Annotated in this window: 21 protein-coding genes; 15 read left to right on the top strand and 6 right to left on the bottom strand. The window is 46.6% G+C overall.

Annotation, left to right across the window (positions count from 1 at the left end; all coding sequences use genetic code 11):
* Nucleotides 1–259 precede the first annotated feature (259 nt).
* Nucleotides 260–1,480, top strand: a complete 1,221-nt coding sequence (chlP, locus tag QUA74_RS00195) for a geranylgeranyl reductase (protein ID WP_333323868.1) — start codon at nt 260–262, stop codon at nt 1,478–1,480.
* Nucleotides 1,481–1,892: 412 nt separating this feature from the next.
* Complete coding sequence (locus QUA74_RS00200) at nt 1,893–2,786, top strand: phosphotransferase (protein ID WP_333323870.1); 894 nt, start codon at nt 1,893–1,895, stop codon at nt 2,784–2,786.
* 195 nt (nt 2,787–2,981) lie between these two features.
* Here the strand turns inward: QUA74_RS00200 and QUA74_RS00205 are convergent, their stop codons facing one another.
* Entirely contained in the window at nt 2,982–3,524 is a 543-nt protein-coding gene (locus QUA74_RS00205) for a Dps family protein (protein WP_333323872.1), read from the bottom strand.
* A gap of 355 nt (nt 3,525–3,879) precedes the next feature.
* On the opposite strand from QUA74_RS00205, the gene QUA74_RS00210 reads away from it, so the two are divergent.
* The 3 genes from QUA74_RS00210 to QUA74_RS00220 all read left to right on the top strand — a co-directional run bounded on the left by QUA74_RS00210 (nt 3,880) and on the right by QUA74_RS00220 (nt 6,469).
* The gene (locus QUA74_RS00210) at nt 3,880–4,131 is read left to right on the top strand and encodes an Asr1405/Asl0597 family protein (protein ID WP_333323874.1); all 252 of its coding nucleotides are present in this window, start codon (nt 3,880–3,882) and stop codon (nt 4,129–4,131) included.
* A 67-nt stretch (nt 4,132–4,198) separates the two neighbouring features.
* A complete protein-coding gene (locus QUA74_RS00215) occupies nt 4,199–4,861 on the top strand; it encodes a (2Fe-2S) ferredoxin domain-containing protein (RefSeq protein WP_333323876.1) in 663 nt (220 codons plus the stop codon).
* A gap of 276 nt (nt 4,862–5,137) precedes the next feature.
* Nucleotides 5,138–6,469, top strand: a complete 1,332-nt coding sequence (locus tag QUA74_RS00220) for a hypothetical protein (protein ID WP_333323878.1) — start codon at nt 5,138–5,140, stop codon at nt 6,467–6,469.
* Between the two features lie 45 nt (nt 6,470–6,514).
* Here the strand turns inward: QUA74_RS00220 and QUA74_RS00225 are convergent, their stop codons facing one another.
* Nucleotides 6,515–8,635 (bottom strand): flavin-dependent dehydrogenase, encoded by a 2,121-nt coding sequence (locus tag QUA74_RS00225; protein ID WP_333323880.1) that lies wholly within the window; start codon nt 8,633–8,635, stop codon nt 6,515–6,517.
* A gap of 193 nt (nt 8,636–8,828) precedes the next feature.
* Between QUA74_RS00225 and QUA74_RS00230 the strand changes: the two genes are divergently transcribed.
* The gene (locus QUA74_RS00230; RefSeq protein WP_006632866.1) at nt 8,829–9,062 is read left to right on the top strand and encodes a hypothetical protein; all 234 of its coding nucleotides are present in this window, start codon (nt 8,829–8,831) and stop codon (nt 9,060–9,062) included.
* A gap of 187 nt (nt 9,063–9,249) precedes the next feature.
* Here QUA74_RS00230 and QUA74_RS00235 read toward each other — a convergent pair whose 3' ends face one another.
* Together QUA74_RS00235 and QUA74_RS00240 are read right to left on the bottom strand one after the other, a co-directional pair.
* Nucleotides 9,250–9,831 (bottom strand): hypothetical protein, encoded by a 582-nt coding sequence (locus QUA74_RS00235; RefSeq protein ID WP_333323883.1) that lies wholly within the window; start codon nt 9,829–9,831, stop codon nt 9,250–9,252.
* A gap of 141 nt (nt 9,832–9,972) precedes the next feature.
* Nucleotides 9,973–11,052: a M23 family metallopeptidase gene (locus QUA74_RS00240; RefSeq protein WP_333323885.1), complete on the bottom strand. Its 1,080-nt coding sequence runs from the start codon at nt 11,050–11,052 to the stop codon at nt 9,973–9,975.
* A 160-nt stretch (nt 11,053–11,212) separates the two neighbouring features.
* Here QUA74_RS00240 and QUA74_RS00245 point away from each other — a divergent pair, with 160 nt between their 5' ends.
* Nucleotides 11,213–11,914 carry a phosphatase PAP2 family protein gene (locus QUA74_RS00245; protein WP_333323887.1) on the top strand — a complete coding sequence of 234 codons (702 nt, stop codon included), beginning with the start codon at nt 11,213–11,215 and terminating at the stop codon, nt 11,912–11,914.
* An 11-nt stretch (nt 11,915–11,925) separates the two neighbouring features.
* Here QUA74_RS00245 and QUA74_RS00250 read toward each other — a convergent pair whose 3' ends face one another.
* Nucleotides 11,926–12,810, bottom strand: coding sequence for an aspartoacylase (locus QUA74_RS00250; RefSeq protein ID WP_333323889.1), 885 nt, complete (start codon nt 12,808–12,810; stop codon nt 11,926–11,928).
* Nucleotides 12,811–13,080: 270 nt separating this feature from the next.
* Between QUA74_RS00250 and QUA74_RS00255 the strand changes: the two genes are divergently transcribed.
* The 8 genes from QUA74_RS00255 to QUA74_RS00290 all read left to right on the top strand — a co-directional run bounded on the left by QUA74_RS00255 (nt 13,081) and on the right by QUA74_RS00290 (nt 18,760).
* Nucleotides 13,081–13,419: a DUF433 domain-containing protein gene (locus tag QUA74_RS00255; RefSeq protein ID WP_333323890.1), complete on the top strand. Its 339-nt coding sequence runs from the start codon at nt 13,081–13,083 to the stop codon at nt 13,417–13,419.
* 3 nt (nt 13,420–13,422) lie between these two features.
* Nucleotides 13,423–13,785: a DUF5615 family PIN-like protein gene (locus QUA74_RS00260; protein WP_333323892.1), complete on the top strand. Its 363-nt coding sequence runs from the start codon at nt 13,423–13,425 to the stop codon at nt 13,783–13,785.
* Between the two features lie 156 nt (nt 13,786–13,941).
* Nucleotides 13,942–14,079, top strand: coding sequence for a hypothetical protein (locus tag QUA74_RS00265; RefSeq protein ID WP_333323894.1), 138 nt, complete (start codon nt 13,942–13,944; stop codon nt 14,077–14,079).
* A 22-nt stretch (nt 14,080–14,101) separates the two neighbouring features.
* Complete coding sequence (locus tag QUA74_RS00270; RefSeq protein ID WP_333323896.1) at nt 14,102–17,059, top strand: leucine-rich repeat domain-containing protein; 2,958 nt, start codon at nt 14,102–14,104, stop codon at nt 17,057–17,059.
* A 66-nt stretch (nt 17,060–17,125) separates the two neighbouring features.
* Entirely contained in the window at nt 17,126–17,638 is a 513-nt protein-coding gene (locus tag QUA74_RS00275; protein ID WP_333323899.1) for a dihydrofolate reductase family protein, read from the top strand.
* 67 nt (nt 17,639–17,705) lie between these two features.
* Nucleotides 17,706–18,122 carry a XisH family protein gene (locus tag QUA74_RS00280; RefSeq protein ID WP_333323900.1) on the top strand — a complete coding sequence of 139 codons (417 nt, stop codon included), beginning with the start codon at nt 17,706–17,708 and terminating at the stop codon, nt 18,120–18,122.
* Nucleotides 18,110–18,445, top strand: a complete 336-nt coding sequence (locus QUA74_RS00285; protein ID WP_333323902.1) for a XisI protein — start codon at nt 18,110–18,112, stop codon at nt 18,443–18,445. Before QUA74_RS00280 ends, QUA74_RS00285 begins: the two co-directional genes overlap by 13 nt.
* A gap of 18 nt (nt 18,446–18,463) precedes the next feature.
* A complete protein-coding gene (locus QUA74_RS00290; protein WP_333323904.1) occupies nt 18,464–18,760 on the top strand; it encodes a hypothetical protein in 297 nt (98 codons plus the stop codon).
* Nucleotides 18,761–18,843: 83 nt separating this feature from the next.
* Here QUA74_RS00290 and ileS read toward each other — a convergent pair whose 3' ends face one another.
* Entirely contained in the window at nt 18,844–22,446 is a 3,603-nt protein-coding gene (gene ileS, locus QUA74_RS00295) for an isoleucine--tRNA ligase (protein WP_333323906.1), read from the bottom strand.
* Between the last annotated feature and the right edge of the window lie 252 nt (nt 22,447–22,698).

Below are 22,698 nucleotides of genomic sequence, written 5' to 3' on the forward strand. Positions count from 1 at the left end.
GTGGAACAGGCCGGAAAGCCTGTTCTTAGAAAATAGGGCAAAATGTTCGATCGCACATCACCGTCCATCCACCTTCATCTACACTAAAAAATTTAAGATATTCGATCGCACCTACTGCCGGAAACCCGATTTTCGTATCGAACTGTTAAGCTCTGTTTCATTTCATTGAAATCTCCCCTGCTTCACGCCACCGCATCCAAAGTCCGTGATACCATCACACCTGAGTAATGCCTATAGAAAAAAACTGGAGAGAAAAGCTTTGACACTAAGGGTTGCAGTAGTAGGTTCAGGCCCTGCGGGTTCTTCCGCCGCCGAAACATTGGTAAAAGCAGGCATCGAAACATACCTATTCGAGCGTAAATTAGACAACGCCAAACCCTGCGGTGGGGCGATTCCCCTGTGCATGGTCAGCGAATTTGACTTGCCACAAAGTATTATTGACCGCCAAGTCAGAAAAATGAAAATGATCTCCCCCTCCAACGTCGAGGTGGACATCAATATTGAAAACGCACACGAATACATCGGTATGTGCCGCCGCGAAGTGCTCGATGGCTTCCTGCGCGATCGCGCGGCTTCCTTGGGTGCGAAACTGATTAACGGCACCGTTCACACATTAGAGATTCCCGCCAACAATACTGACCCCTATACACTCCACTATGCCGACCACTCCAACGGCACCGCTGTGGGAACTCAGAAAACTCTGAAAGTGGATTTGGTGATTGGGGCCGACGGCGCCAACTCCCGCGTAGCAAAGGCGATCGACGCTGGTGATTATAATTATGCGATCGCCTTCCAAGAACGCATCCGCCTGCCAGAAGATAAAATGGCTTACTACCAAGACTTAGCCGAAATGTACGTCGGCGACGACGTTTCCACCGATTTCTACGCTTGGGTGTTCCCCAAATACGACCACGTAGCCGTCGGTACCGGCACAATGAAAGTAAATCAAGCCAGCATCAAAAAGCTGCAAGCAGGCGTCCGCGCCCGCGCTGCCAAAAAACTGATGGGCGGTGAGATTATTAAAGTGGAAGCTCACCCCATCCCGGAACATCCGCGTCCCCGCCGGGTTGTCGGCCGAGTTGCTCTCGTAGGCGATGCAGCAGGTTACGTTACCAAGTCTTCTGGCGAGGGAATCTACTTTGCTGCGAAGTCTGGCCGGATGTGCGCCGAAACTATTGTGGAGATTTCCAATAAAGGCGCGCGCATTCCGACTGAAGAGGAAATCAAGCTTTACCTGAAGCGGTGGGATAAAGCCTACGGCATTACTTACAAAGTTCTCGACATTTTGCAGCGCGTTTTCTACCGTTCCGATGCTACTCGCGAAGCTTTTGTGGAAATGTGTGCCGATCGCGATGTGCAGAAGCTCACATTCGATAGCTACTTGTATAAAACAGTAGTACCGGCCAATCCTTTCGTGCAGATGAAGATTACCGCCAAAACCATTGGTAGCTTGTTGCGCGGCAATGCTTTAGCGCCTTAATTCCCTGGGGGTGAGCGCACTTTGTATAAAAAAAGCGGGCAGTCACAAAACTGCCCGCTTTTTTTTAGATATCAATATGTGCGATCGAACAATGATAATCAAATTTGTTTGTAGTAAGGACAAAGAATTAATATTGGCCATGTGTAAAATGGTGTTAAAGTTATCTATGACGGTGTTCTGAAGAGTTAAATCACAGTGATACGTTACTACAAAAAACACAAAAATTAGTGAAGCCGGTGCAATCGGGCTAAATGTCCGACTAATTTTGATTGTTTGTTGTATTAACGTCAGGAGTTACTATAGCGGTTCTCAAGAAAGTGAGGTATGGGCGCGAGTCCTATGCCTATGCCCTATGACCTATGCCCTATGCCCTATGCCCGCGAGAGCACCTCATGTTACTGAGAAAGGCTATATGAATATTCCTTGTGAGTATCTAGAAAAAATTAGTGCTGTTTACCCTAATATCTCCTTTGAGCATCTGGACTTTAATCAAGATGGCATGGTTAACGACGTGGTAGTTGTTAATCATCAGATTGTATGTCGCTTTGCCAAAGATGACTGGGGGAAAAAGGCTCTTTCCCAGGAAGCTAAGGTGTTGGAAGTAGTGCGAAATTATGTTGAATTGCGGGTTCCACACTTTGAACATCTGGAAGAAGGCTTTGTTAGCTACACATTTATTAAAGGTGAACCACTTTCGCGTAACACCCTGCTGAAGCTAACTAAAACATCACAAGCGCGTATCATCTCCCAACTAGCTGGATTTTACCAACAATTGCACAGCATTCCAAATGAAGTTTTAGTTAATGCTGGGCTGTCTTCATCTGAGGTGGGGCGTTCCCGTGAAGATTGGTTAGAATTGTACGGGCAAGTTCAGGAAACTCTCTTTCCTTATTTGTGGCGTCATCAGCAAACTTTTATACACGAGCTCTTCGCACCTGTAGTTACAGGTGAACTTAACCTCAGCTACACACCCGTACTTATCCATGGCGACCTGGCAGTTTATCATATTCTGTTTGATCGCCTTTCAGAGAGCATCAGCGGGTTAATCGATTTTGGCACTGCTGGTTTGGGCGACCCAGCTTGTGACATTGCTGTGCTACTGAGTAATTATGGGGAAAGTATTGTACGGCGTATGCAAAGCGACTATCCTGTGTTACCAGATGTTATCAACCGGGCACGCTTTTGGGTGGGGACACTTGAGCTTCAATGGGCTTTAGCTGGAATAAAGTACAACAACAGATCCGTGTCGTTGGCGCATATTGGTTTGGCAAAAGACGTTCAACCTGTAGGTACACGTATTAATTAATCCGCTTACCGCCAATGAGGACTACTCACCCTTTTACGTAGACACGAGATGATGAGGACTGAGGTCCTCACTACAAACAGGTTGCTAGTTTAAGCTCAACCGATCGGATGAGCCGAGTAAAATTGGTTTGTAGCAAGGACTCTAGTCCTGATTGATTAAGGGATGACGACTTGAGTCCTCACTACAAACAGCTTGTTAGTTCAAGTTCAACTGCACTAAGGTATCGGGGGCGAGGAAGTGGGAAATGTGATAAGCCCGTTCCTCGGTTTTTAGCAGGATTTTTTCGTAGAGGTAGCGCGTAGCTCGATCGCCCAAACTTTCTGCTTGTCCTGCTTGACGCCGCAGCAAACTTATAATAGCTTGTTCCGCCGTCAAATCGTGTTCTAGCATTTGGCGGCAGGAATACACGCCGTCTGGTTCCGGCTCAAAACAGCACAGTTCGGCTAACTTGCTAAAACCCGCTGCTGGTATGCCGCCCAATCCGTTTAACCGTTCGCCCAACTCGTGGACGCTATCTTGAGCTTCTCCGTAGCTTTCTTGAAAGAATTGGTGCAAGGAGTAGAATTCTGCCCCTTCCACCACAAAATGATGTTTTTGATATTGCAGGTATAAAGCCTGAAAACTGGCCAGCAGCGCGTTCATCCCTTCACAAATCGGTGCTGTGACTGAATGTTCCAACAAAATTGGGTTTTCTGCTAAGTGGCCAAATGGTCTCAATGCACTCTGAATCTGGGCCATGTGTGTTCTCCTCTCAATAGGCAGTTTTGTTGCCAATAGAGTCAGTCTAGCACCCTAGATTTACCCGTCAAGCAGCGTCTGCCTCGATAGTGGAAGATTTTATAGAGTAGGAATTTTTTTTTATAAACCTATTGAGAATAATTAGCAGTTGGGTTATGCTTTAAAAATATTCTCGTTCTGAACGCTTCCTGAAAGTGGGGCGCACCTTCTGAAGGCAGAAGGCATAAGGCAAAAGGCAGAATTTTTCAGGAAGGGCTTCGGACAATCCTTGATTTTCTGGGAAAACCTAGCTTTTAACTTCTACCCGCTACCAGTCAGGGTAAAAATTAATGCAAATTATTACTGTTGTTAAAAAATGAATCCAGCAGATGCAGAATTAGAAGTTTGTGACATTGTGCAAGTTAGTTGGCTAGATAGGTGGCAAGTTTACAAACGCTTGCAAGAACTAGAAATTCCCTGCTGGTGTGCGGTTGACCAACCTTTGCGGGCAAAAATCAACACTATTAAGCAAGCTGCTCAGCTAATCAGCGTGTTGAAACAAGTCAGCGCTTCTAGGACAGAACTGGTGCAGTGGCTGGAGTGCTGCTGGCAAATGAGAGCAAGGTAGAAGGAAGTTTGGCAACGAGCAGTGTACAAGATGTAACGGATGTAACCGATTTAAAGGAGTCATAACAATGTATAAATCTGGCAAGCAAGTTTCGGAATTCAGTTTAGAGGGAGAAATCCTCGGCCTGATTGTTGAAGATGGCTGCAAACTTAAATATTTGCGAATTAGCAACGATCGCGGAGTAGAATTTTTTGTTAAACTTTCCAAGGAATTGCGGTCATTTCTGTTACCTGTTTTGACGCCCGGGTTGAAAGTTCAAGTTGTAGGTGAGAAAGAACTCAATTTAAAAAATGGTAAAATAAAACTTAAAGCTCGCAGCCTTAAGCTGGCTCAAGGTCAGAACGATCGATCGCCTGAACTGCTCGACTCCACCAATGTACCTGTTGCGGTAGGGACATCCAACGATCGCGCGATCAGCAAAAGCGAATTCTCCTCTTCCACAGCAGCTCAAACTGTAAAATCTCCGGCAAAAACCCAAACCAAAATATTAATATGTCAAAAATCAGACTGCCAGAAGCGGGGCGCTGGAGGAGTCTGTAAAGCTTTAGAAAATGCTTTGAATTCGCGCGGTTTAGAAGACCAAGTGACAGTTCAGGGAACCGGATGTCTCAAACAGTGCAAAGCGGGCCCAGTTATAGTTGTGATGCCGGACAAAACTCGCTACAGCCGCATTGCACCGGCAGAAGTTCCAGCAATCATTGACAAACATTTTGCAGTTGTTAAAGCTTAGGCGAGCGAATCGCTGCTGAATACAGGGCGTTAGACATCGGGAAAAATTATTCCGATCGGACTGGCGGCCAAAAACTCACGTCTTCTGAGTGCTGGTGCGCGCACCTTACGCCTTAATTTGAGTTGGGCTTGTAGTTCGGATCGCGCCACTCGATTTAGAGGCTATTGCCCGAAAAAACAGGAAAAATGACAAAAGCTATGACTTAGGGGCTTCCTTCTAGAGAATCTATAAGGATAGACTGTATCTGAGACCCTGTGACTATTGGGATAAAAAGCCATGTCAGAAGCTGATCTTCGAGCCCATCAGCACCAACCGCACCCTGCTGTTCCATCCGATACCGAACCATTGCAGTCAAATTTTGCTGCTGCTGGGGGTTTTGAGCCGATCGTCCCCCATCCGACAGACACTCCCGCAAGGGTTCCCCAACAGCCAGAAGAGGACTGGCAAACAGTAGATTTTCCCAACGCCATCGGCGTAGATGCAATTCCCACACAACCTGAAACAAAAAATTCGCAATCTCAGACGCAGCCGACCGAGGCGGGCTCGCCCCCGATTTCAGATCATCTGAAAAATCTGCTTAGCAATGCGGAAGAGGCTAAGGGCAAAGGATCGACCCCAGTTACCCTCATGCAAGCGCTGCACGAATGCAACCGCGACCTTTTGCAGCGCCTCGCGCAGCTAGAAACAGCTCTCGAAGAGTCCCAAAACACCTTGCAGAATCGCGAAACTTTGCTAGAACAGCGCACAGCCGAACTCGAAAATACTCAAGAACAATTGACGCGGCTGTTTGGCAAAGTGGAAGTTTCCCATCAAACCCTCCAAAGTCAAGAAATTTTAGTCGAAAGTTTAAGAAGTCAGTTGGCAACCAGCCAAGTCAGGCTAGCGACTGTTGAGCGAGAATGTGCGTCTACTGTGCAGCGCTACAACGAACAGTTACACCAGTTAGTAACCACAGAAAATCTTTGCAGGGAATTACGATCGCGCTTGCACCGCCAGCAGCGCCACACCCTGCAATTTAAAGCTGCCTTGGAAAGAAGTTTGGACAGGCCGCAGGTAAAGTCGCCGAGGATCGAGCCGCCTGACAATGCAGAGGATAGCGCCAGCGCGCAATTAGAATCATTGCTGGCGGTGGTCAAAAGCTCTCAAGTTCCGCTGCCGCCAGCCTTCAACGCTTCCCCTGTCCAACCTTGGTCGGAAACCGAAGAGCATCCAGAGGTAGCGGTTGTTGTCGATGCGATCGAGCCTGAATCCCCAGCCCCTCTAGAACTCAACAAATTAGCCCAAGTATCCGCCATTCAATTACAGGAGACCGAAACCTACCAGCCTCATGAGCCGGCACCTGACTCGGCCCCTGCGGTTGCGGAACCTGAACTGCCGGTGGCGGAGTCTGAACCCGAAACTGCTACCAATGTGGACACGCAAGAATTAGCCAGGGCTTTTCAAATTTTGAACTCCGTTGAAACCTTTGGCATTCAAGAAGTGCGATCAACTGTGGCAAAACCTACAGCAGTCGCCCAACCCGACTGGCTGACCTTGATTGCCAGTCCGCTGCGGGCTTCTAAAAAACGTCGATCGCTAGCTGAAATTGAATTGCCGAGTTTTCGATAGCGAACTGAAGTTGCTAGTTTTGAGTTTTGACTCAAAACTCAAAACTCACAACTCTTTTCTCCCCTTTCCCATGCCATAGGTGAGAGCATAGCTGGTAGCCAACAGCCACAGCCAAACAGCCGGATACCGGGGCTCCAACCAAGGCTGTACCCTGCGGGCGAAGCTGGGAAGCCATCCGAACAGCAAACTGGCCAAAGCCAGCAGAGTAAAATTCAAGTAACTTCCCAGCCAGCGCCAAATATCCCCCAAGGTGACAAAATCTAAAATCCACAAGAGGAGAGAAGGGTTTTTTCCGGCTGCTTCGATCGCCAGTCGATTGAAAGTTAGCCAGTCGGTTCTGTCTTTAATAAAAGTTTCGGCTACGGCGAGTTTTTGCCCTGCCAAAATACCGAAAAAGGTATTGAGAATTGAATTAATTCTTTGGGGTGGCAAACTGCTCCTGGTAGGAACCATCATGCCTTTAGAAAACAGCCAAGTTACTGAAACATTGCTCTGGTAAGCGCGAATTTGGTTTAAGTGATTTGCCGTCAACAAATTGTGCTTTAAAGCTGTATTCAACAGGTCTGTTAAGCGGAAAAGATTGCGGACAAGAGAGCCGAAGCCGGTGAAAACGAGGGGAGATTGCAGGGATGCTGCGTCGCCGATCGAGATTAGGCGATCGATCGCCACGGAGCGATCGCTGCTGTTGCTGCTAAAATGCCCCGGAATATAACCAAAGGTCGGTTTTTTCCACACCAATTTATCGACATCGCAGCGGCGGTATTCCGGCAAAATTGCGAAAAAATCCTCGTACATTTCCAGCAAAGAACCGGGATTCTCTGGATGTACTTGGTGGTAGTGAAATAGATAAACTGTCAGTTCTGTGCCGGCGCCGGGAAACAACTCCCAAATGAGCTGGCGCCCGCGGGAAATGTCCCCGTGAGTGTAGAGCACATCCCCGTACTCGGAATCCCACACTCCCGGCTCAAATCCTGCGTCGATGACTGCTCCCACTGTCGGACAAACGCTGTCAAAAGTCCGCCCTTCGTTCAATTGCCAAGCGATGGGAGAAGCCGAACCCATTGCATCCACCAGCAGCCTTCCTAATGCAGTGCGATCGGCTTTTGTTGGCAAGTGGTGGCCTTGAACTACTACTTTTTCTGCTTCAACATCGGCTCTAAGAAACTCAGTTTCGTCCCAGATTTCTCCACCAGCTTCTGTTAGCTTAACTCCCGCTAAATTCAGCAATTTCTCTCCGTCCAAAGCTACATTGAGTACCTTTGGTGTGTGCAAAACTGGCGCTTTCGCCACGGGCGGATTGTTAGCATCAAAAAACTTGTTGTAGCCATCTTTGTATTCTCTGGCAATCAAAGTTTCGATTTCTGCCGCCGTAAATAAACCCAAATCAATTAAGCTTTGAATTTCGTCCCGCGAAATATTCCACTCGCGATTCATTCGCCCGAAAGGCATTCGTTCAACTAGCAGCACCCGGTAGCCCAATCTCGCCATGACTGCGGCGTGAATCACTCCCAAGGCCCCGCCAATATAAATTAAGTCATAAAAAGTATCGCCAGAATCAGACACCGAAATCGTGTCTTCTACCTTCTTCCCTGTTCCCTCTTCCTTCAAAAACACTACTTGTTTTGGCGTTTGAGGATTGCGAGTGCCTTCGCGCCAACGCTGTTCCCACCAGTAGACACGCTTGAGGTCGTATTCGCCTTGAGGCATTTTTTGGAAGTATTTGACGGTCAAGGGGTAATAGGGGGCAAGAGCCTCAAAAATTGACTGTTTGGAGAGGTCTATGACAGGGGGTTCCCGGTAGCGATCGGGAAACTTGTTTCTCACAGCAAGATTCAGAGCTTCTAGGAACTTTCTTTCTCCCGCAGGCGCGTCTTCTAGACGAAAGACTTTTAAATAAGTGGTGCGTTGCAGTGACCAGACAAAGGTGGAAAGTTCTGTCGATCGCCAATTTGGGTTTCCTGAATTGATGTCAGCCAATGCGGGTTTTGGATTGGCATTTTGAGTTCCAGACTTCAGAACCTCGGCTGTTGTGGCTGGTGAAAGCAGGCGAAAGCCGTCAGCAGTAATAATTTTTTCTCCGATTCCGGGATCGAATTCGTGCTGCAACCAAGTGCAGACGGCTGCTGTATCCGGTGTCGGGACTTCTAGATAAAGAATTTCTTGCATGATTAGGCTCTCAATTCTGAATAAATTAATAAAGATGGGGGAGTTGACAAGGGAGCAAAGTAGGCTATACTCCCGAATACTTATTGAGTTTTAAATAAGTTTACAATGTTCTCAGATTTTTAGGTTTTCGATCGCTCTTGCTCTCGGTGGGGGCGCAGTGGCTGAATATCTACTCCTTTCGGTATGCACTTCTATGAATTATCCCATTCCTACGAATCCTCAAGAAATGATTGCTTTGCGACAGCAGCCACTGAATGAAGAATTGGTGGCGTCGGCGATCGCGGGTGTGATTCAAATAGCTCGATCGCGATCTCAGTCTTTGGAGGAATTAAAGGCTGAGGTACTCGCGGACGACAATCTGCTCGATTTTGCTCAGAGGCTATGGCTGAGCGACATTGTGGCTCAAGCTTGGAACAATTTGCCCTAAATTTTCCCCATCCAAACCACCCTCCCGAACGCTCGCGTTTGACGGGGAAGGATGAGCGATCGAGCCGACGACAACAAGCTGATGAAAGCTACATTGTCCCGGACAATTTGTGATCTTGTAAAAATTATGGTTAAGTGATTGTTAAATTTATCTCGATTGAGCAAATTTCATAAATTGGCTCCCACTTTCATAGGTTAGCTGCATCGACCAAATATTTTAAGATGCCAATAATTTTACTAATATTATCAATGAAATAATCATTTAAATCAACTTCCATAATTTTATTGCTAAGTCGTAAAAATTTCCAATTAGTCCCTGTTGTGACCACTCCATATATTTCGGAAATATTATTGTTTCTTCTTTCATTAAAGATTTGAGCGGCAATCATTTCTGCCATACATTGTGGAAGCCCAGCTTGGATATTATCATTTTTAGCTTCTACTAAGGCGACCACGGGGGCTTTGATTAGCAGTTGTTCGGGAGAACGACTAATCATAAAATCGCAGAAACCCGTTAATCCTTTTTCTAAATCTACATTAAACTCTTTTCCGGAAAAAAAGCTAATTTGATATTTAAACTGCTTTCTAAGTTCTACTAAAATAGGTGTGACAATTAATTCTGAGCGAGCTTTTTCGGTATTAATTGCTAAAGCTAAAGAAATGTTTTCTTGCAGAGTTTGGCTGAGAAGATCGCTATACTCGGAGTCGGGTAAATCGGCAAAAATACCAACTTTGTCAGCAATGGTTATGCCAAAGTTGGTTTCAATCATTTCTAGGTTTGTGAATTGGCTGTATGACACTTTTATTACGAGCCAAGGAAAACTTGACCATCAAAAATGAAAAAATATTGTTGTTATTTTAACATATTTGATGCTCGTTTTCAAAGGAATTTGGTATGAGTAACTTAGCGACTAACGCAACTCAACTTCTCGCTTGACTTCTGCCAAAACTCGATCGCCCCGCGTCAACCGGTATTCGGCCCGCCAAACTCCGGGAATCAGAGGAGAATTTGTGCTGTTTCTTTTGCCGACATAACCCAACCAAGTGCGGCTGGGGGCTTTAATTTCATTGGTCTGATCGGCGATGGTTGTGCCGTTGGGTGCAAATAATTTGTATTGTTCCCGATCGCCCTTGAGCACTCCGTAACTTTGTACCCAAAACAACAAAGCTGGACTGTTTGCAGGGAGTTTAGTCTCTGAAAATTGTCCTTCCCAGGCAGCGTTGATATCGGGTGGCTTATTGGCAAAACCAGCCCGAATTAAACCTGTGGAAATATAGTCTAGAGGCTTGTCCCAAATAGGATTGCGGGCGATGTTGCAGCCTACCTTCGCGTCGGGGCCGACAAACGGATCTACGGGTTTGCCTTGATAGCGGAAAGTTACGTGTACGTGGGGAAAAGATGCCATCCCAGAGTTTCCCACCATGCCCAAAACTGTGCCTTTTTGTACCTGCGTACCCGGTTTGACGGCAACGCTGCCTTTGCGGAGGTGGCAGTATTGGGCTTCCCAGCCTGCGCCGTGGTCGATTACCATGCCGTTGCCGCATTCTGTGCCTGCGATGTTGGCTTTTTCTGTATCATTTTGTAAACGCCGATCGACCACACCATCTCGTGATCGCAAAACTTTGCCGGCAGCGGAGGCAATAACTGGCACTCCTTTTGCCATTGCTTTGGCGTCGGGAATGGCAAAGTCTGTGCCGTCGTGGCCGTCGTAGGTTTGGCGTCCGCAGCCAAAATCGACGGCGGTGGGGCCGGGTTCTCGATCGAAATACAGCAATACAAAACAGTCTTTGCCTAGGGTACAGTCGATCGGCTGACCGAATTGCGGGTTGTTCGGCTTTTGGGCGACTGCGGTCGAAACGAGACGCTGGGCGATCGTGTTTGCTTCGGCGATCGGCGCACTTACTCCGCTGTTATTAGCACAACTAGAAAGACTTGTCAACCCCAAGGTCAACAAAATTGCAGAAATGTATTTTGTGGAGAGTATAGTCATTCGCCGATTGGATGTAAAAGTTGAGGTGGGTAGTGAAAAATCAATTAATCATTCAGAATAGAGTTGCTCAAGAATCTAGACGATGGGTAAGGCGTTTTCGTTTCCTATATTTGTTGTATTATTTTGAGTTGGAAATTTAAAATTTTTAATTAATTCAAGAATGCGTTCTAAAATTCGATCGCTCATTTCGATAATTCGGCTGGCCGGGCTTGCGGTTGCGGCTTTGGCGATGTGGGGATTTGCCACCATTGCCGAAGAGGTGTTGGAAAAAGAAAGTTACGCTTTCGATACCTCTATTTTACTAGCTCTGAGGAAATTGCACACTCCGTTGCGCGATCAAATAATGCTGGGCTTTACCTTTTTGGGGGAGCCGAAGTTGCTGCTAGTGATTTGTCTGAGCTTGGGTATTGTTTTGCTAGGGCGCAATCACCGATCGGAATCTGCAACTATTGCGATCGCGGGTGGTGGAGCGATCGGTTTAAATTTACTCTTAAAAAAACTTTTTGCCCGCGATCGACCTCAACTTTGGGAGCGCGTTGTTAATGTAACATTTTACAGTTTTCCTAGCGGACACGCGATGATTTCAATGGTTATTTACGGTTTGCTAGGATATTTTTTGGGTGCACGCTTTCCCAAGCAGCGGGGGTCGATTTACAGCTTGACAGTTGTATTAATTGCTGCTATTGGTTTGAGCCGGCTTTATCTAGGAGTTCACTGGCCTACGGATGTTATTGCCGGTTATACGGCTGGTGTGGTGTGGCTGATTACCTGTATTATCACTTTGGAAATATGGAAGGAATTGCGTTCTTTGACTACGGCTTCTAAAGAGGAGTTTTTGTCACCTGAAAATTCTCAAGAATAATTTTTAAATTTCTACTCCAGACTGACTATTAGCTTTTGGGTAAAACACATGGCAATTCCTTTTTCGTAGTAAGCAGCCTCGTTAATAAAAATTGGATAAACGGTTGATTTACCTTCATACAAGACCGACTCATCATCAAATGTCAAAAACATCGGATCGCCAGGATTCAGGGCTTGATAATCTCTGGATTGCAGATGAGGATGAATCATTGCCTCAATTTCTCTGTTCTCGTTTCTGGGATAGTCGATCGCCCGAATGCTTTGATAAATAGTCAGGGGATTCTTTGCAGCAGGCATTATGCCTTGATTGTAGGCTTCTACACAGTCTAATATCGTGCCGACAATTTGTTCAGTTTGCTGAAATAAAGACGCATCTAATACGCTTTGCGGGACTGCACCAACTTCCAGCGTACCGCCTAATTCGGAAAGCGATCGCAGCAAAGGACTATCATGATTCTTGGTTGTAGAAGCGAGTACCTTGAGGTGGGGATACACAGAGGTTAAATAAGCTGCTAGTTTCAGGTTAAATGGATGCTGGCTGGCGAGAATAAATGTTAGCCCCATGTTGGATGTGGTGCTGTGCAAATCGATAATTACGTTGGGCTGATGAGTGTTTTTTGAACTCAAAATGCGGTAGATTTCTTTCGCCCGCTGTGCTTCATAGCTGGAGAGATGGGGATTTTCTAAATCTTGCTTTCTAAAGCAGCGGTTGAGGTCGATATCGATGTAGCGTGTCCCGATTTCGCAAGCTTTGGGATTGGCTAGCAGGGTGATTGTTTCAAAAGTCGATCGCCCAATTAACTCTGGCGCGCGATCGAATTTCTTCACGAGGTAAATTCCTGTGAGTTCGTTTCCGTGGGTTCCTCCCACTATGGCAACACGTTTAATTTGGTTCATAGACAAATAACTTCCTATCTCCAGCCTATCACCCTTTGTCATCTGTTGGTAAAAAATATGAGATTGAGGTTTATTATGTGTTTATATTTAGATTATCTAAAGTTTAAGTAAGTAGGTATCACACGCAGACCTTGGAAACCCAGTTTATCTGGGTATTTATCGTCACTAGATAAAAAAATATGATCGCCACCGCGAAGAAATCGATCGCATTATTGTTTCCGATCAAACCGAATAGTAGAATAGTAGATAGCAAAAAGAGGGATTTTAGATATGGCACTGAATGAGTATTTTGATTTCTTAGCACCGGATGATATTCGCATTAAAGGACATCGCATCGGGATTGAAACGGTACTGTATGAGTATCTTTATCGGGAACGCACCCCAGAAGAAATTCAGCAACTATATCCATCTCTAACTTTGGCAGAAGTTTATACGACTATTTTGTATTATTTACAGAATCAAGAATCAGTAAGTAGATATTTGCAAGATTGGTTGGAATGGTCGCATCAGCAGCGAAAGCTCCAAGTAGCAAATCCCCATCCGGCGACAGAAAGATTGCGAAAATTGAAAGCTGAACGGGAAAGACAATCTATTATCCAGGGTGCTTGATCGATGGCGCTCAAATATTTAATGGACGAGAATGTTACGCCCATTTATGCTACACAACTTCGGCGAAAACGCCCTGATTTAGTAGTTTGGGCAGTGGGCGAAATTGGTACACCCCCAAAAAGCACTCTCGATCCGGAGATTTTGGTGTGGTGTGAGGAGCATAACTTTATTTTGGTGACAAACAATGGCAAGTCAATGCCCGTACATTTGGTAGATCATCTGGCTCAAGGTGGTCATATTCCAGGGATTTTCGTTTTGAATCAGGATTTAAGTATTGGGCAAAATATTGAGGAATTGATTGTGATTGTTGATGGTTCGTTTGATAACGAATACCAAGACCGAATCATTCATCTCCCTTTAACATAAATCTACTAAACAAAAAATCTGTAGCCTTTTTCCTCCCCAGATTCCTCGCGGGTGGCCAGAAACCGGGTTTTTGCCCAGAAGACGCGCTACAGTCGTAGAAACCCGAAAAAACCCAGTTATGAAAGTTTTGATGCGTAGGCCCTGGAGGACACGGCAATGCCGTTTCCCTACCCCAAAATAATCGACGATCGCCCTCCCTCGGATATAATCATCGCCAGATTAATTGTAGGGAAACGGCACTGCCGTGTCCTAATTCCCCCCCACCAAGCGAAAATTCCTGTCACAATAAAATGAATCCTACCGAGAGACAAAGGGCATGACGCGAGAGGAAGCAGTGCGGCGAATTGACCAAGCAGCCGAGGAAAAATTGACGGAACTGGATTTGTCGGGGTTGGGGTTGGAGGAATTGCCGCCGGAGATTAGCAAGTGCACGCAGCTTGAGACGTTGGTGTTGGGGAAGGCGGAGAAATGGGGATGGGTTGATGGTAAAGTGCTCCCGCAACTAATCACCAATCAATTAACCGCACTGCCAGAAGAATTGCGATCGCTGGAAAATTTGCGATCGATTAACCTCACTGGCAATCCATTCGGAACAATTCCAGAATTGCTGCTGGAAATGAAGCAATTGGAGAGTTTAGATTTAACCAGCCTTGATTTAACAGAAATCCCAGAAGCGATCGCCAAACTGTCCAATCTGACACAGCTTTACCTCAGTTGTAATCAGATTACCTCCATTCCAGAGGCGATCGCCCAACTATCGAATCTGACAGAGCTTGACTTCTGGAACAATCAGATTACCTCCATCCCAGATGCGATCGCCCAACTATCGAACTTGAAAGAGCTTCACCTCAGTAACAATCAGATTACCGTCATCCCAGAGGCGATCGGGCAACTGTCGAATTTGACACAGCTTAACCTGTATGACAGTCAGATTACCTCCATCCCAGAGGCGATCGGGCTAATGTCGAATCTGAAACAGCTTCACCTCAGTATCAATCAGATTACGGTAATCCCAGATGCGATCGCCCAACTGTCGAATCTGACACAGCTTTACCTCGGTAACAATCAGATTATCGAAATCCCAGAAGTCATAGCCCAACTGTCCAATTTGACACAACTTTACCTCTTTAACAATCAGATTGAAAAGATTCCTGAATGCTTAGAAACACTGTCAAAACTTGAACAACTCGACCTCCGCGGCAATCCCCTGCCCATTTCTCCAGAAGTTCTCGGCGACAACAAAACCCCAGGTACTCCCGCCGCCATCTTCAACTACCTGCGCCAACTCCGCAGCGGCGAAGTCCGCCCCCTCAACGAAGCCAAAGTCCTCCTCGTGGGGCAAGGCAGCGTCGGCAAAACCTCCCTGATCAACCGCCTCATCGACAACAAATACAACCCCAACGAGCCCCAAACCGACGGCCTCAACATCACAGACTGGAAAATTACAGTCAACACCAAACCCGTCAAACTCAACGTCTGGGACTTCGGCGGACAAGAAATCTACCACGCCACCCACCAATTTTTCCTTACCAAACGCAGCCTCTACCTCCTCGTGTGCAACTGTCGCACCAGCGAAGACGAAAACCGCCTCGAATACTGGGTGAAACTGATCGAAAGCTTCGGCGACGCCTCCCCCGTCATCCTCGTCGGCAACAAATGCGACGAACAACCCCTGGATCTCAACCGCAAAGCCTTGCGCGACAAATATCCCAACATCAAAGCGATTATCGAAACCTCTTGCCCAAACGGAACTGGCATCGACGAACTCCGCAGCGCCATTCACACGGAAATCTCCCAACTCAAAGAAGTCTACAATCTTTTGCCGCTAAGCTGGTTCCAAGTCAAGCAGCGCCTGGAAAACCTCGACAAAGACATCATCAGCATCAGCGAATACGCCACCATCTGCGCCAAAGAAAACATCTTTGAAGAAACCGACCAAACCCAACTGATCGGACTGCTGCACAACCTGGGCATTGTCCTCAACTTCCGCGAACACCCGATTTTGCAATCCACCAACATCCTCAATCCCCACTGGGTGACTGAAGGCATCTATGCCCTCCTCAGCGACGAGGAACTCAAAGTCAAAACCAAAGGCATTCTCACCTACGCCGACCTCAGCCGCATCCTCGACTCAAATAAATATCCCAGCCGCCGCTACCACTGCCTCACCGAGTTGATGGGCGAATTTGAACTCTGCTTCCCCGTCAGCCATTGTCCCGCGCCAACTTTCCTCATCCCCGGCATCTTGCCCAAAGAACAACCGGAAAACACCGAACTCCAAGGCGAAACCCTGGAATTTCAATATCACTACCGCATCCTCCCCGACAGCATCCTCTCGCGCTTCATCGTCCTCATGCACGAGAAAATCCACAACCGCACCCACTGGCGGACGGGGGTTATGCTGGAGTACAGGGAAGGCGCTGAGGTGTACAACATCGCCCGGATCAAATCTGACCCGGAAGATAAGAAAATCTTTATTGCCGTTAGCGGGCGGGAATCGACGCGGCGTTCTTTCCTCAGCATGATTCGCGATACGTTTACCAAAATCCACAATTCTTTTGCCAATCTGGAAATCAGTCAATGGGTGCCGGTTCCCGGTTATCCCGATGCTGATCCGCTGGATTATGATGAATTGCTAGGGCTGGAGGAGATGGGCGAGAATACAGTGCGTGTCGGCAAACTTAAACTCAAACTCGATTTGCGGCAGTTGCTGGATGGGTATGAGTCGATCGAACTTCGTCGCAGAAACCAAATGGGCGATCGAGAAATGGAAAAATACGGAAGAGAATATAACGATGGTGTAAATGCTTCTAATTCTCAGCAAATTGTGTACAACGTTCACTTAGGTAATAACAAAATGACTCAAGATTCTCCCCAAAACAACAATAATTTTCAAGGCGCACAAATAGCCAACGCTGCTATTGCTAACGAAGTAAAAGACAATGCCCAACAAACAGCCTCTGGCGGCCTTCAAAACAATAACGCGAATACCGCTGAAATTCTACAACTGATTTCATCGATGCGCGAAACCGCCGCCCAGTTACCCGAAGACATCCGCGAGGGCGTAATTATCGATATTGAAGATGTCGAAACGGAAGTCGAGAAACCGGAGAACGAATGGAATAAAGCCAGGTTAAAGAAAAGCTTAACAGCTCTTGTCGCGTTGGCTGGTATTCTCGGTACTGGTGTGGGAGGCGCGATTGATATTGCTAATAATGCGATCGATGTCGGTCAAAAGCTGGGTATCGAACTCAAGTTACCGTCAGGACGCTAAATCATTTAAAATTAAGGTGACTGGGGCTATCATCGCCCCAATAGCCCCAAAAACCTCGGTGTTGCCATGCGAAAAATTGTACTATACATTGCATCTAGCTTGGACGGTTATATTGCGCGATCGAATGGCGATATTGACTGGCTGTTTACAGACCAAAATTACGGTTATAGTAATTTCTTAGATAGCATTGATACGGTTCTCATGGGTCGAAAGACTTACGAACAAGTTCTAACTTTTGGCGAGTATCCGTACCAGGAAAAAAAGAGTTATGTTTTTACGAAAAATCTAGATTTTCAAGCTACTTCGGATGTCGAAGTGGTAACAGATTTAGAGAATTTTGTCAATGATTTGCGCTTGCTTGAGGGAAAGAATATTTGGTTAGTGGGAGGTTCTCTGCTGATTCGTGATTTCCTGAATCAAAATTTTGTCAACGAAGTGATTCTCTCGGTGCACCCGATTATTTTAGGCGAGGGAATCCCTTTATTTGTTAATCCCATAAATACTACAGATTTGCAGTTAACTGGATGTCAGACATACAGTTCTGGTATGGTTCAGCTATCTTATGATGTCGCGACTTGAGGGCGATCGCAGCAGCTTGCGCGCTTTCGCTGCTATAAGATAGATATAGAAGCTGTATGAGGGAGAAATGGCTGCTAGAGATTTATTTCACGATGCTGTAAAAAAAGCGCTTCAGAAGGAGGAGTGGGAAATCACCGCAGATCCGCTGATCGTCAAAATTCAGGGTGTTAAGTTTGAGATTGATTTAGCCGCAGAGAAGATTTTGGCGGCGGAAAAATTAGGGCAAAAAATTGCTGTTGAAATTAAAAGCTTCCTCAAGAACTCTGCAATTACTGACTTTCATCTCGCCTTGGGTCAATTTTTGAATTATCGGCTTGCCTTACAAATCAAAGAACCGGACAGAACACTGTATCTAGCAGTACCCTTTGATACTTTTGACTCGTTTTTTCAAGAGCCATTTATACAAGAAGCGGTCAATGTGTATCAACTTAAACTCGTCGTTTACGATCCGCAAAAGGAGGTAATTGTGGAATGGAAAGAGTAGAACATTACCGCCAGTGTATCCGCAAATTGCTCACTCAACAAGCAACGATAGAAAAGCCTAATTCAGACGTTGAATGCCAGCTTGTTTTTGATGGGGAACATGACCACTATCAGTTACTAGATGTTGGCTGGGAGGGGCTAAAGCGGATATACAACTGTTTCATTCATTTGGATATTAAGGATAGCAAAATTTGGATTCAGCGCAATATGACCGAAGTGGATCTTGCACGGGAATTTGTAGAGATGGGAGTGTCTGAGGAGGATATTGTGTTGGGGTTACATCCACCTTACAAGCGTCCGCATACTGGATTCGGAGTAGCGTAAAGGAAAATGCGATCGCAGATGATGAAATGTGTTTGCTGCTTGTTGCTATTAATATCTTTTTTCTGGGTCGCGCTTCCTGCTGAGGCCTCTGTATGCCGCAAATATCAAGGAGGCGAGATTTGCATTGTCGATATCAAACGCAGTGCAAAAAATTATTGGGAATACAGGGTAATTCTGAGTGTTGATGGAGTTAAACAGCCTCTGGAAGTCTACAATTGCCGCGATCGCACTACAGTTAAGAAAGATGGCACAGTTTTGGCGTTTGGACAAAACAACCCTGGTGAAATCGTCTGCCGTTTTTTTAATCAGAAATAAGTAAATGAAGTTATTGTAGGGTGCGCTTCGGGATGAATGTGGCTACCACAAACTCAAGAATTTTTCCCGAAGCGCAGCCTACGTTAGAATTTGCCGTCTACTGCTGAAACGCAGCGTTCGCAAATTAGCGGATGTTCGATCGACTCTCCGACATGAGTCGAGTAATTCCAGCAACGATCGCACTTTTCCCCCTCCGCTTTGACTACACCAATCGCCAACTCGGGAGACTGATAACTGTACGGCAATTCTTGCAGGATTGCATTCGATTCAACCAGTTCCACTTCCGAAGTAATAAACAAATAGCGCAATTCGTCTACACCCTTGCCGGTCATTGTAGAATCGTGCGTTACAGCTATGGAAGCAGGAATTTCGGGTTTGGGTTCGATCGCCACTAATTCTGCTTGCGGGATTTGGGGTGTTTCTACAAACACTTTTTCGGCTGGGGCTGTTTGTACGATCGCCTGTGTTTCTACAAGCACAAGCGCTGTCTCTAGTGGGGGTGCGAGGACGATCGCCTGTGTTTCTGCAAGTACAAGCGCTGTACTCCGGCCCACCACATCTGCTGTCAGGAAATCAATTTGTTCTGCAATTTCTTGACGGTTGGCGGCAAACAGCAAGTGACGGAAAGCAAACCAGATTGTAAATAAGATGCCGATGACTTCAAAGAGGCCTCCCAAAAGCGGAATCTGATTCATCGTATCCAAAATCGCCAGCGTTACTCGGCCCGTTATCAACACAGAGGCTAACAGTCCAAGTGTGACCAGCGCTTTTTGGTATTCTGTAAAAAAGTTGCCCGCGTATTCAGGCAAATTAGCTACAAACTCGGCGGCTTGATCTAAGATTGGCTGCGAATCTGAAGCCGACAGTTCAGGGGCGGAATACTCTACTATCTCAGAAGGTCGATCGCTCTTTTGTGCGCTCGTTTTCGGCTCAACATAAATTGTATTTTCTGTCAAGACTTTGGCAACTTTGGCCGCTTGTTCTTCCTGTCGATCTTGTGCTGCTTTTGCTTTCTCCTCTGCCGCTAACTCGATGACTGAATTTTGCGATCGCACATAATCCACCAATTCTTCGCTGCTGGGATTCAAAGCTTGCAATTGCTCTCTTTTCTCAACATCGGGAACGTACAATAAAACCTTAGCTTCCAAAGAAGAACCGATCGCCTTTTCAATCCTGGCTTTTTCCAAAACCTTGTTAACTTCGCCGCGCACTTGCCGCAAATACTGCCAGCGAGTAGCCAATTCTGGATTGTGCCATGAAGCATCAATTTGCACCCAGCCGGCTTCAAACACGGACTTGTAAGGAGTCGGATAGGGAAGGTACTGCCAAATATCCTCAGCCATGTGACACAACACAGGTGCGATCGCCCTTGCTAAATTCTCCACAGCAATTGCAATCACCGTCTGACAACTGCGGCGGCGAAGGGTATCTGTCGCACTGATGTAAAGTCTGTCTTTGGCAATATCCAAGTAAAAATTCGACAAATCCACCGTGCAGAAATTTTGCACCGTTTGGAAAAATCGGGAAAATTGGAAGCTTTCAAAAGCATCTTGGACTTCCGCAAAAACTTCACCCATTCTGTGCAGCATATAGCGGTCGAGTTCCGGCAATTCCTCGTAAGCAACGGCATCTTTTGCCGGATCGAAGTCGTGCAAATTGCCCAGCAAAAACTTAGCTGTATTGCGAATTTTGCGGTAAACATCCGATTGCTGTTTGAGAATGTTTTTGCCCAAAGGCACATCAGCGGAATAGTCTACCGAAGACACCCACAACCGCAAAACATCGGCTCCATATTCCTTAATTACGACCGCCGGATCGACGACATTGCCTTCAAATTTGCTCATCTTGCGGCCTTTTTCATCGAGCACAAAACCGTGAGTCAAAACAGTTTTGTAAGGAGCAACGCCGTTAGTTGCTACACTGGTAAGCAAGCTGGATTGAAACCAGCCGCGGTGTTGGTCTGAACCTTCCAAATAGATATCAGCAGGATAGTTTAATTCCGATCGACCTTGGGCAACTGCGGCCCAGGAAGAACCCGAGTCAAACCATACATCCATCGTGTCGGTTCCCTTGCGGTAAGTGCGGCCGTTATTACGGTAAGATTCCGGCAGCAATTCATCGATCGACAATTCCCACCAAGCATCAGAACCTTTCTCGGCAAAAAGGGCTTGCACATGGGCGATCGTTTCTTGATTCAGCAGCGGTTCGTTGGTTTCTTCGTCGTAGAATACCGGAATGGGAACGCCCCAAGTTCGCTGGCGAGAAATACACCAATCCGATCGATCGCCCACCATTGCAGTAATCCGATTTTCCCCTTGGGCGGGAATCCAATTCACATCGGCGATCGCTTTTAGGGCTTCATCGCGGAACCCTTCAACGGAAGCAAACCACTGTTCCGTCGCCCGAAAAATGGTCGGCTCTTTCGTGCGCCAATCGTAAGGATAAGAGTGAGCGTAACTTTCCTCTTTAATCAAACAATTTGCTGCTGCAAGGGCATCAATCACTGCGCCATTGCCGTCTCGGACGCCTTTTCCGAGGACATTTAAACCTGCAAACTGTCCTGCTTCTGCGGTGAAATTTCCGTTTTCATCTACGGGCGTTAAAACTGGTAAACCGCAGCGTTTTCCGACGATAAAGTCTTCTTGTCCGTGCCCCGGTGCAGTGTGCACTAATCCCGTACCAGAATCAGCGGTAATGTAGTCGCCGCCGGCAACAATTGGACTTTCGCGATCGAACAGCGGGTGTTTGTAGATGCAGCCTTCTAACTCTTTGCCTTTGAAGGTGGCAAGTATTTTTAATTCAGTGTTAAAAGTTGCCGACAGCCGATCAACCGCATCGACAGCTACTAACATAAATTGTTGTGCGATGTGGGAATTTGCCGGCGGTTCCACCACCGCATAAGTCAATTCGGGATTAACTGCGATCGCCAAGTTTGCCGGAATTGTCCAGGGGGTAGTCGTCCAAATCGCCGCCCAGAGGCTCGGCATATAGCGCTTGAGCTTCGTTTGCAGGGATTTTGACAATTTTTTCACATGAAAGCCGACGTAGATGCTGCGCGACGTGTGGCCTTCGGGATATTCCAATTCCGCTTCGGCGAGGGCTGTTTTCGAGCTCGGACTCCAGTGAACAGGTTTGAAGCCGCGGTAGATGTAGCCTTTGAGAACCATTTGACCGAAAACGCCGATTTGAGCGGCTTCGTATTCGGGTTTCATGGTTAAATACGGGTGTTCCCAGTCGCCCCAAACGCCGTAGCGCTGGAAGGATTCGCGCTGCTGTTCCATTGTTTGCTGCGCGAAGGCGGCGGCTTTGCGGCGGAGTTCGATCGGGGTAAGATTTAGCCGATCGTCCGATTTCATGTTTTGCAAAACTTTAAGTTCGATCGGCAATCCGTGACAATCCCAACCCGGCACGTAGCGGACTTTTTTACCGCGCAGCATTTGGTAGCGGTTGATAAAGTCTTTGAGGATTTTGTTGAGGGCGTGGCCGATGTGGAGTTGTCCGTTAGCGTAGGGCGGGCCGTCGTGGAGGATGAACAAGTCGCCTGGGTTATTCTCGGATAGGCGATCGTAGATTTCTTGATCGGCCCAAAATTGTTGCAATTCTGGTTCCCGTTTGGTGGCGTTGGCGCGCATATCAAACTTGGTTTTGGGCAGATTTACCGTGTCTTTGTAAGATTTAGCTTCCATTTTTGACAAACTTTTTATGTAGTTAGTTGTTAGTAGTTAGCGGTTATTTGAGAGATGATATCAAGTCCAGTTAAATAATCATAATTAAGTTTGTAGTGAAGACCGCAAGTCCTCTCTCGTCCTTGAAGAGCTGACAACCAGATATTCTAGTATAAGCGATCGACCGCACATTTGATCGAACCAAATCCGTAGAGATCTCTCTCTTCTCGAACTCTGCGCCCTCTGCGCCCTCTGCGGTTAAATCATTCCGGT

This window comes from Microcoleus sp. LAD1_D3 (genome assembly GCF_036702135.1).
Taxonomy (GTDB): Bacteria; Cyanobacteriota; Cyanobacteriia; order Cyanobacteriales; family Microcoleaceae; genus Microcoleus.

Excerpts from the sequence above, each read along its gene's own strand:
- QUA74_RS00200 (WP_333323870.1), top strand. The coding sequence starts at position 1,893 with ATGAATATTCCTTGTGAGTATCTAGAAAAAATTAGTGCTGTTTACCCT.
- QUA74_RS00210 (WP_333323874.1), top strand. The coding sequence starts at position 3,880 with ATGAATCCAGCAGATGCAGAATTAGAAGTTTGTGACATTGTGCAAGTT.
- QUA74_RS00260 (WP_333323892.1), top strand. The coding sequence starts at position 13,423 with ATGGCGCTCAAATATTTAATGGACGAGAATGTTACGCCCATTTATGCT.
- QUA74_RS00240 (WP_333323885.1), bottom strand. The coding sequence starts at position 11,052 with ATGACTATACTCTCCACAAAATACATTTCTGCAATTTTGTTGACCTTG.
- QUA74_RS00235 (WP_333323883.1), bottom strand. The coding sequence starts at position 9,831 with ATGATTGAAACCAACTTTGGCATAACCATTGCTGACAAAGTTGGTATT.
- QUA74_RS00225 (WP_333323880.1), bottom strand. The coding sequence starts at position 8,635 with ATGCAAGAAATTCTTTATCTAGAAGTCCCGACACCGGATACAGCAGCC.
- QUA74_RS00250 (WP_333323889.1), bottom strand. The coding sequence starts at position 12,810 with ATGAACCAAATTAAACGTGTTGCCATAGTGGGAGGAACCCACGGAAAC.
- QUA74_RS00205 (WP_333323872.1), bottom strand. The coding sequence starts at position 3,524 with ATGGCCCAGATTCAGAGTGCATTGAGACCATTTGGCCACTTAGCAGAA.
- QUA74_RS00220 (WP_333323878.1), top strand. The coding sequence starts at position 5,138 with ATGTCAGAAGCTGATCTTCGAGCCCATCAGCACCAACCGCACCCTGCT.
- QUA74_RS00285 (WP_333323902.1), top strand. The coding sequence starts at position 18,110 with ATGGAAAGAGTAGAACATTACCGCCAGTGTATCCGCAAATTGCTCACT.
- QUA74_RS00255 (WP_333323890.1), top strand. The coding sequence starts at position 13,081 with ATGGCACTGAATGAGTATTTTGATTTCTTAGCACCGGATGATATTCGC.
- QUA74_RS00230 (WP_006632866.1), top strand. The coding sequence starts at position 8,829 with ATGAATTATCCCATTCCTACGAATCCTCAAGAAATGATTGCTTTGCGA.
- QUA74_RS00275 (WP_333323899.1), top strand. The coding sequence starts at position 17,126 with ATGCGAAAAATTGTACTATACATTGCATCTAGCTTGGACGGTTATATT.
- QUA74_RS00290 (WP_333323904.1), top strand. The coding sequence starts at position 18,464 with ATGATGAAATGTGTTTGCTGCTTGTTGCTATTAATATCTTTTTTCTGG.
- ileS (WP_333323906.1), bottom strand. The coding sequence starts at position 22,446 with ATGGAAGCTAAATCTTACAAAGACACGGTAAATCTGCCCAAAACCAAG.
- QUA74_RS00270 (WP_333323896.1), top strand. The coding sequence starts at position 14,102 with ATGACGCGAGAGGAAGCAGTGCGGCGAATTGACCAAGCAGCCGAGGAA.
- QUA74_RS00245 (WP_333323887.1), top strand. The coding sequence starts at position 11,213 with ATGCGTTCTAAAATTCGATCGCTCATTTCGATAATTCGGCTGGCCGGG.
- QUA74_RS00215 (WP_333323876.1), top strand. The coding sequence starts at position 4,199 with ATGTATAAATCTGGCAAGCAAGTTTCGGAATTCAGTTTAGAGGGAGAA.
- QUA74_RS00265 (WP_333323894.1), top strand. The coding sequence starts at position 13,942 with ATGCCGTTTCCCTACCCCAAAATAATCGACGATCGCCCTCCCTCGGAT.
- QUA74_RS00280 (WP_333323900.1), top strand. The coding sequence starts at position 17,706 with ATGGCTGCTAGAGATTTATTTCACGATGCTGTAAAAAAAGCGCTTCAG.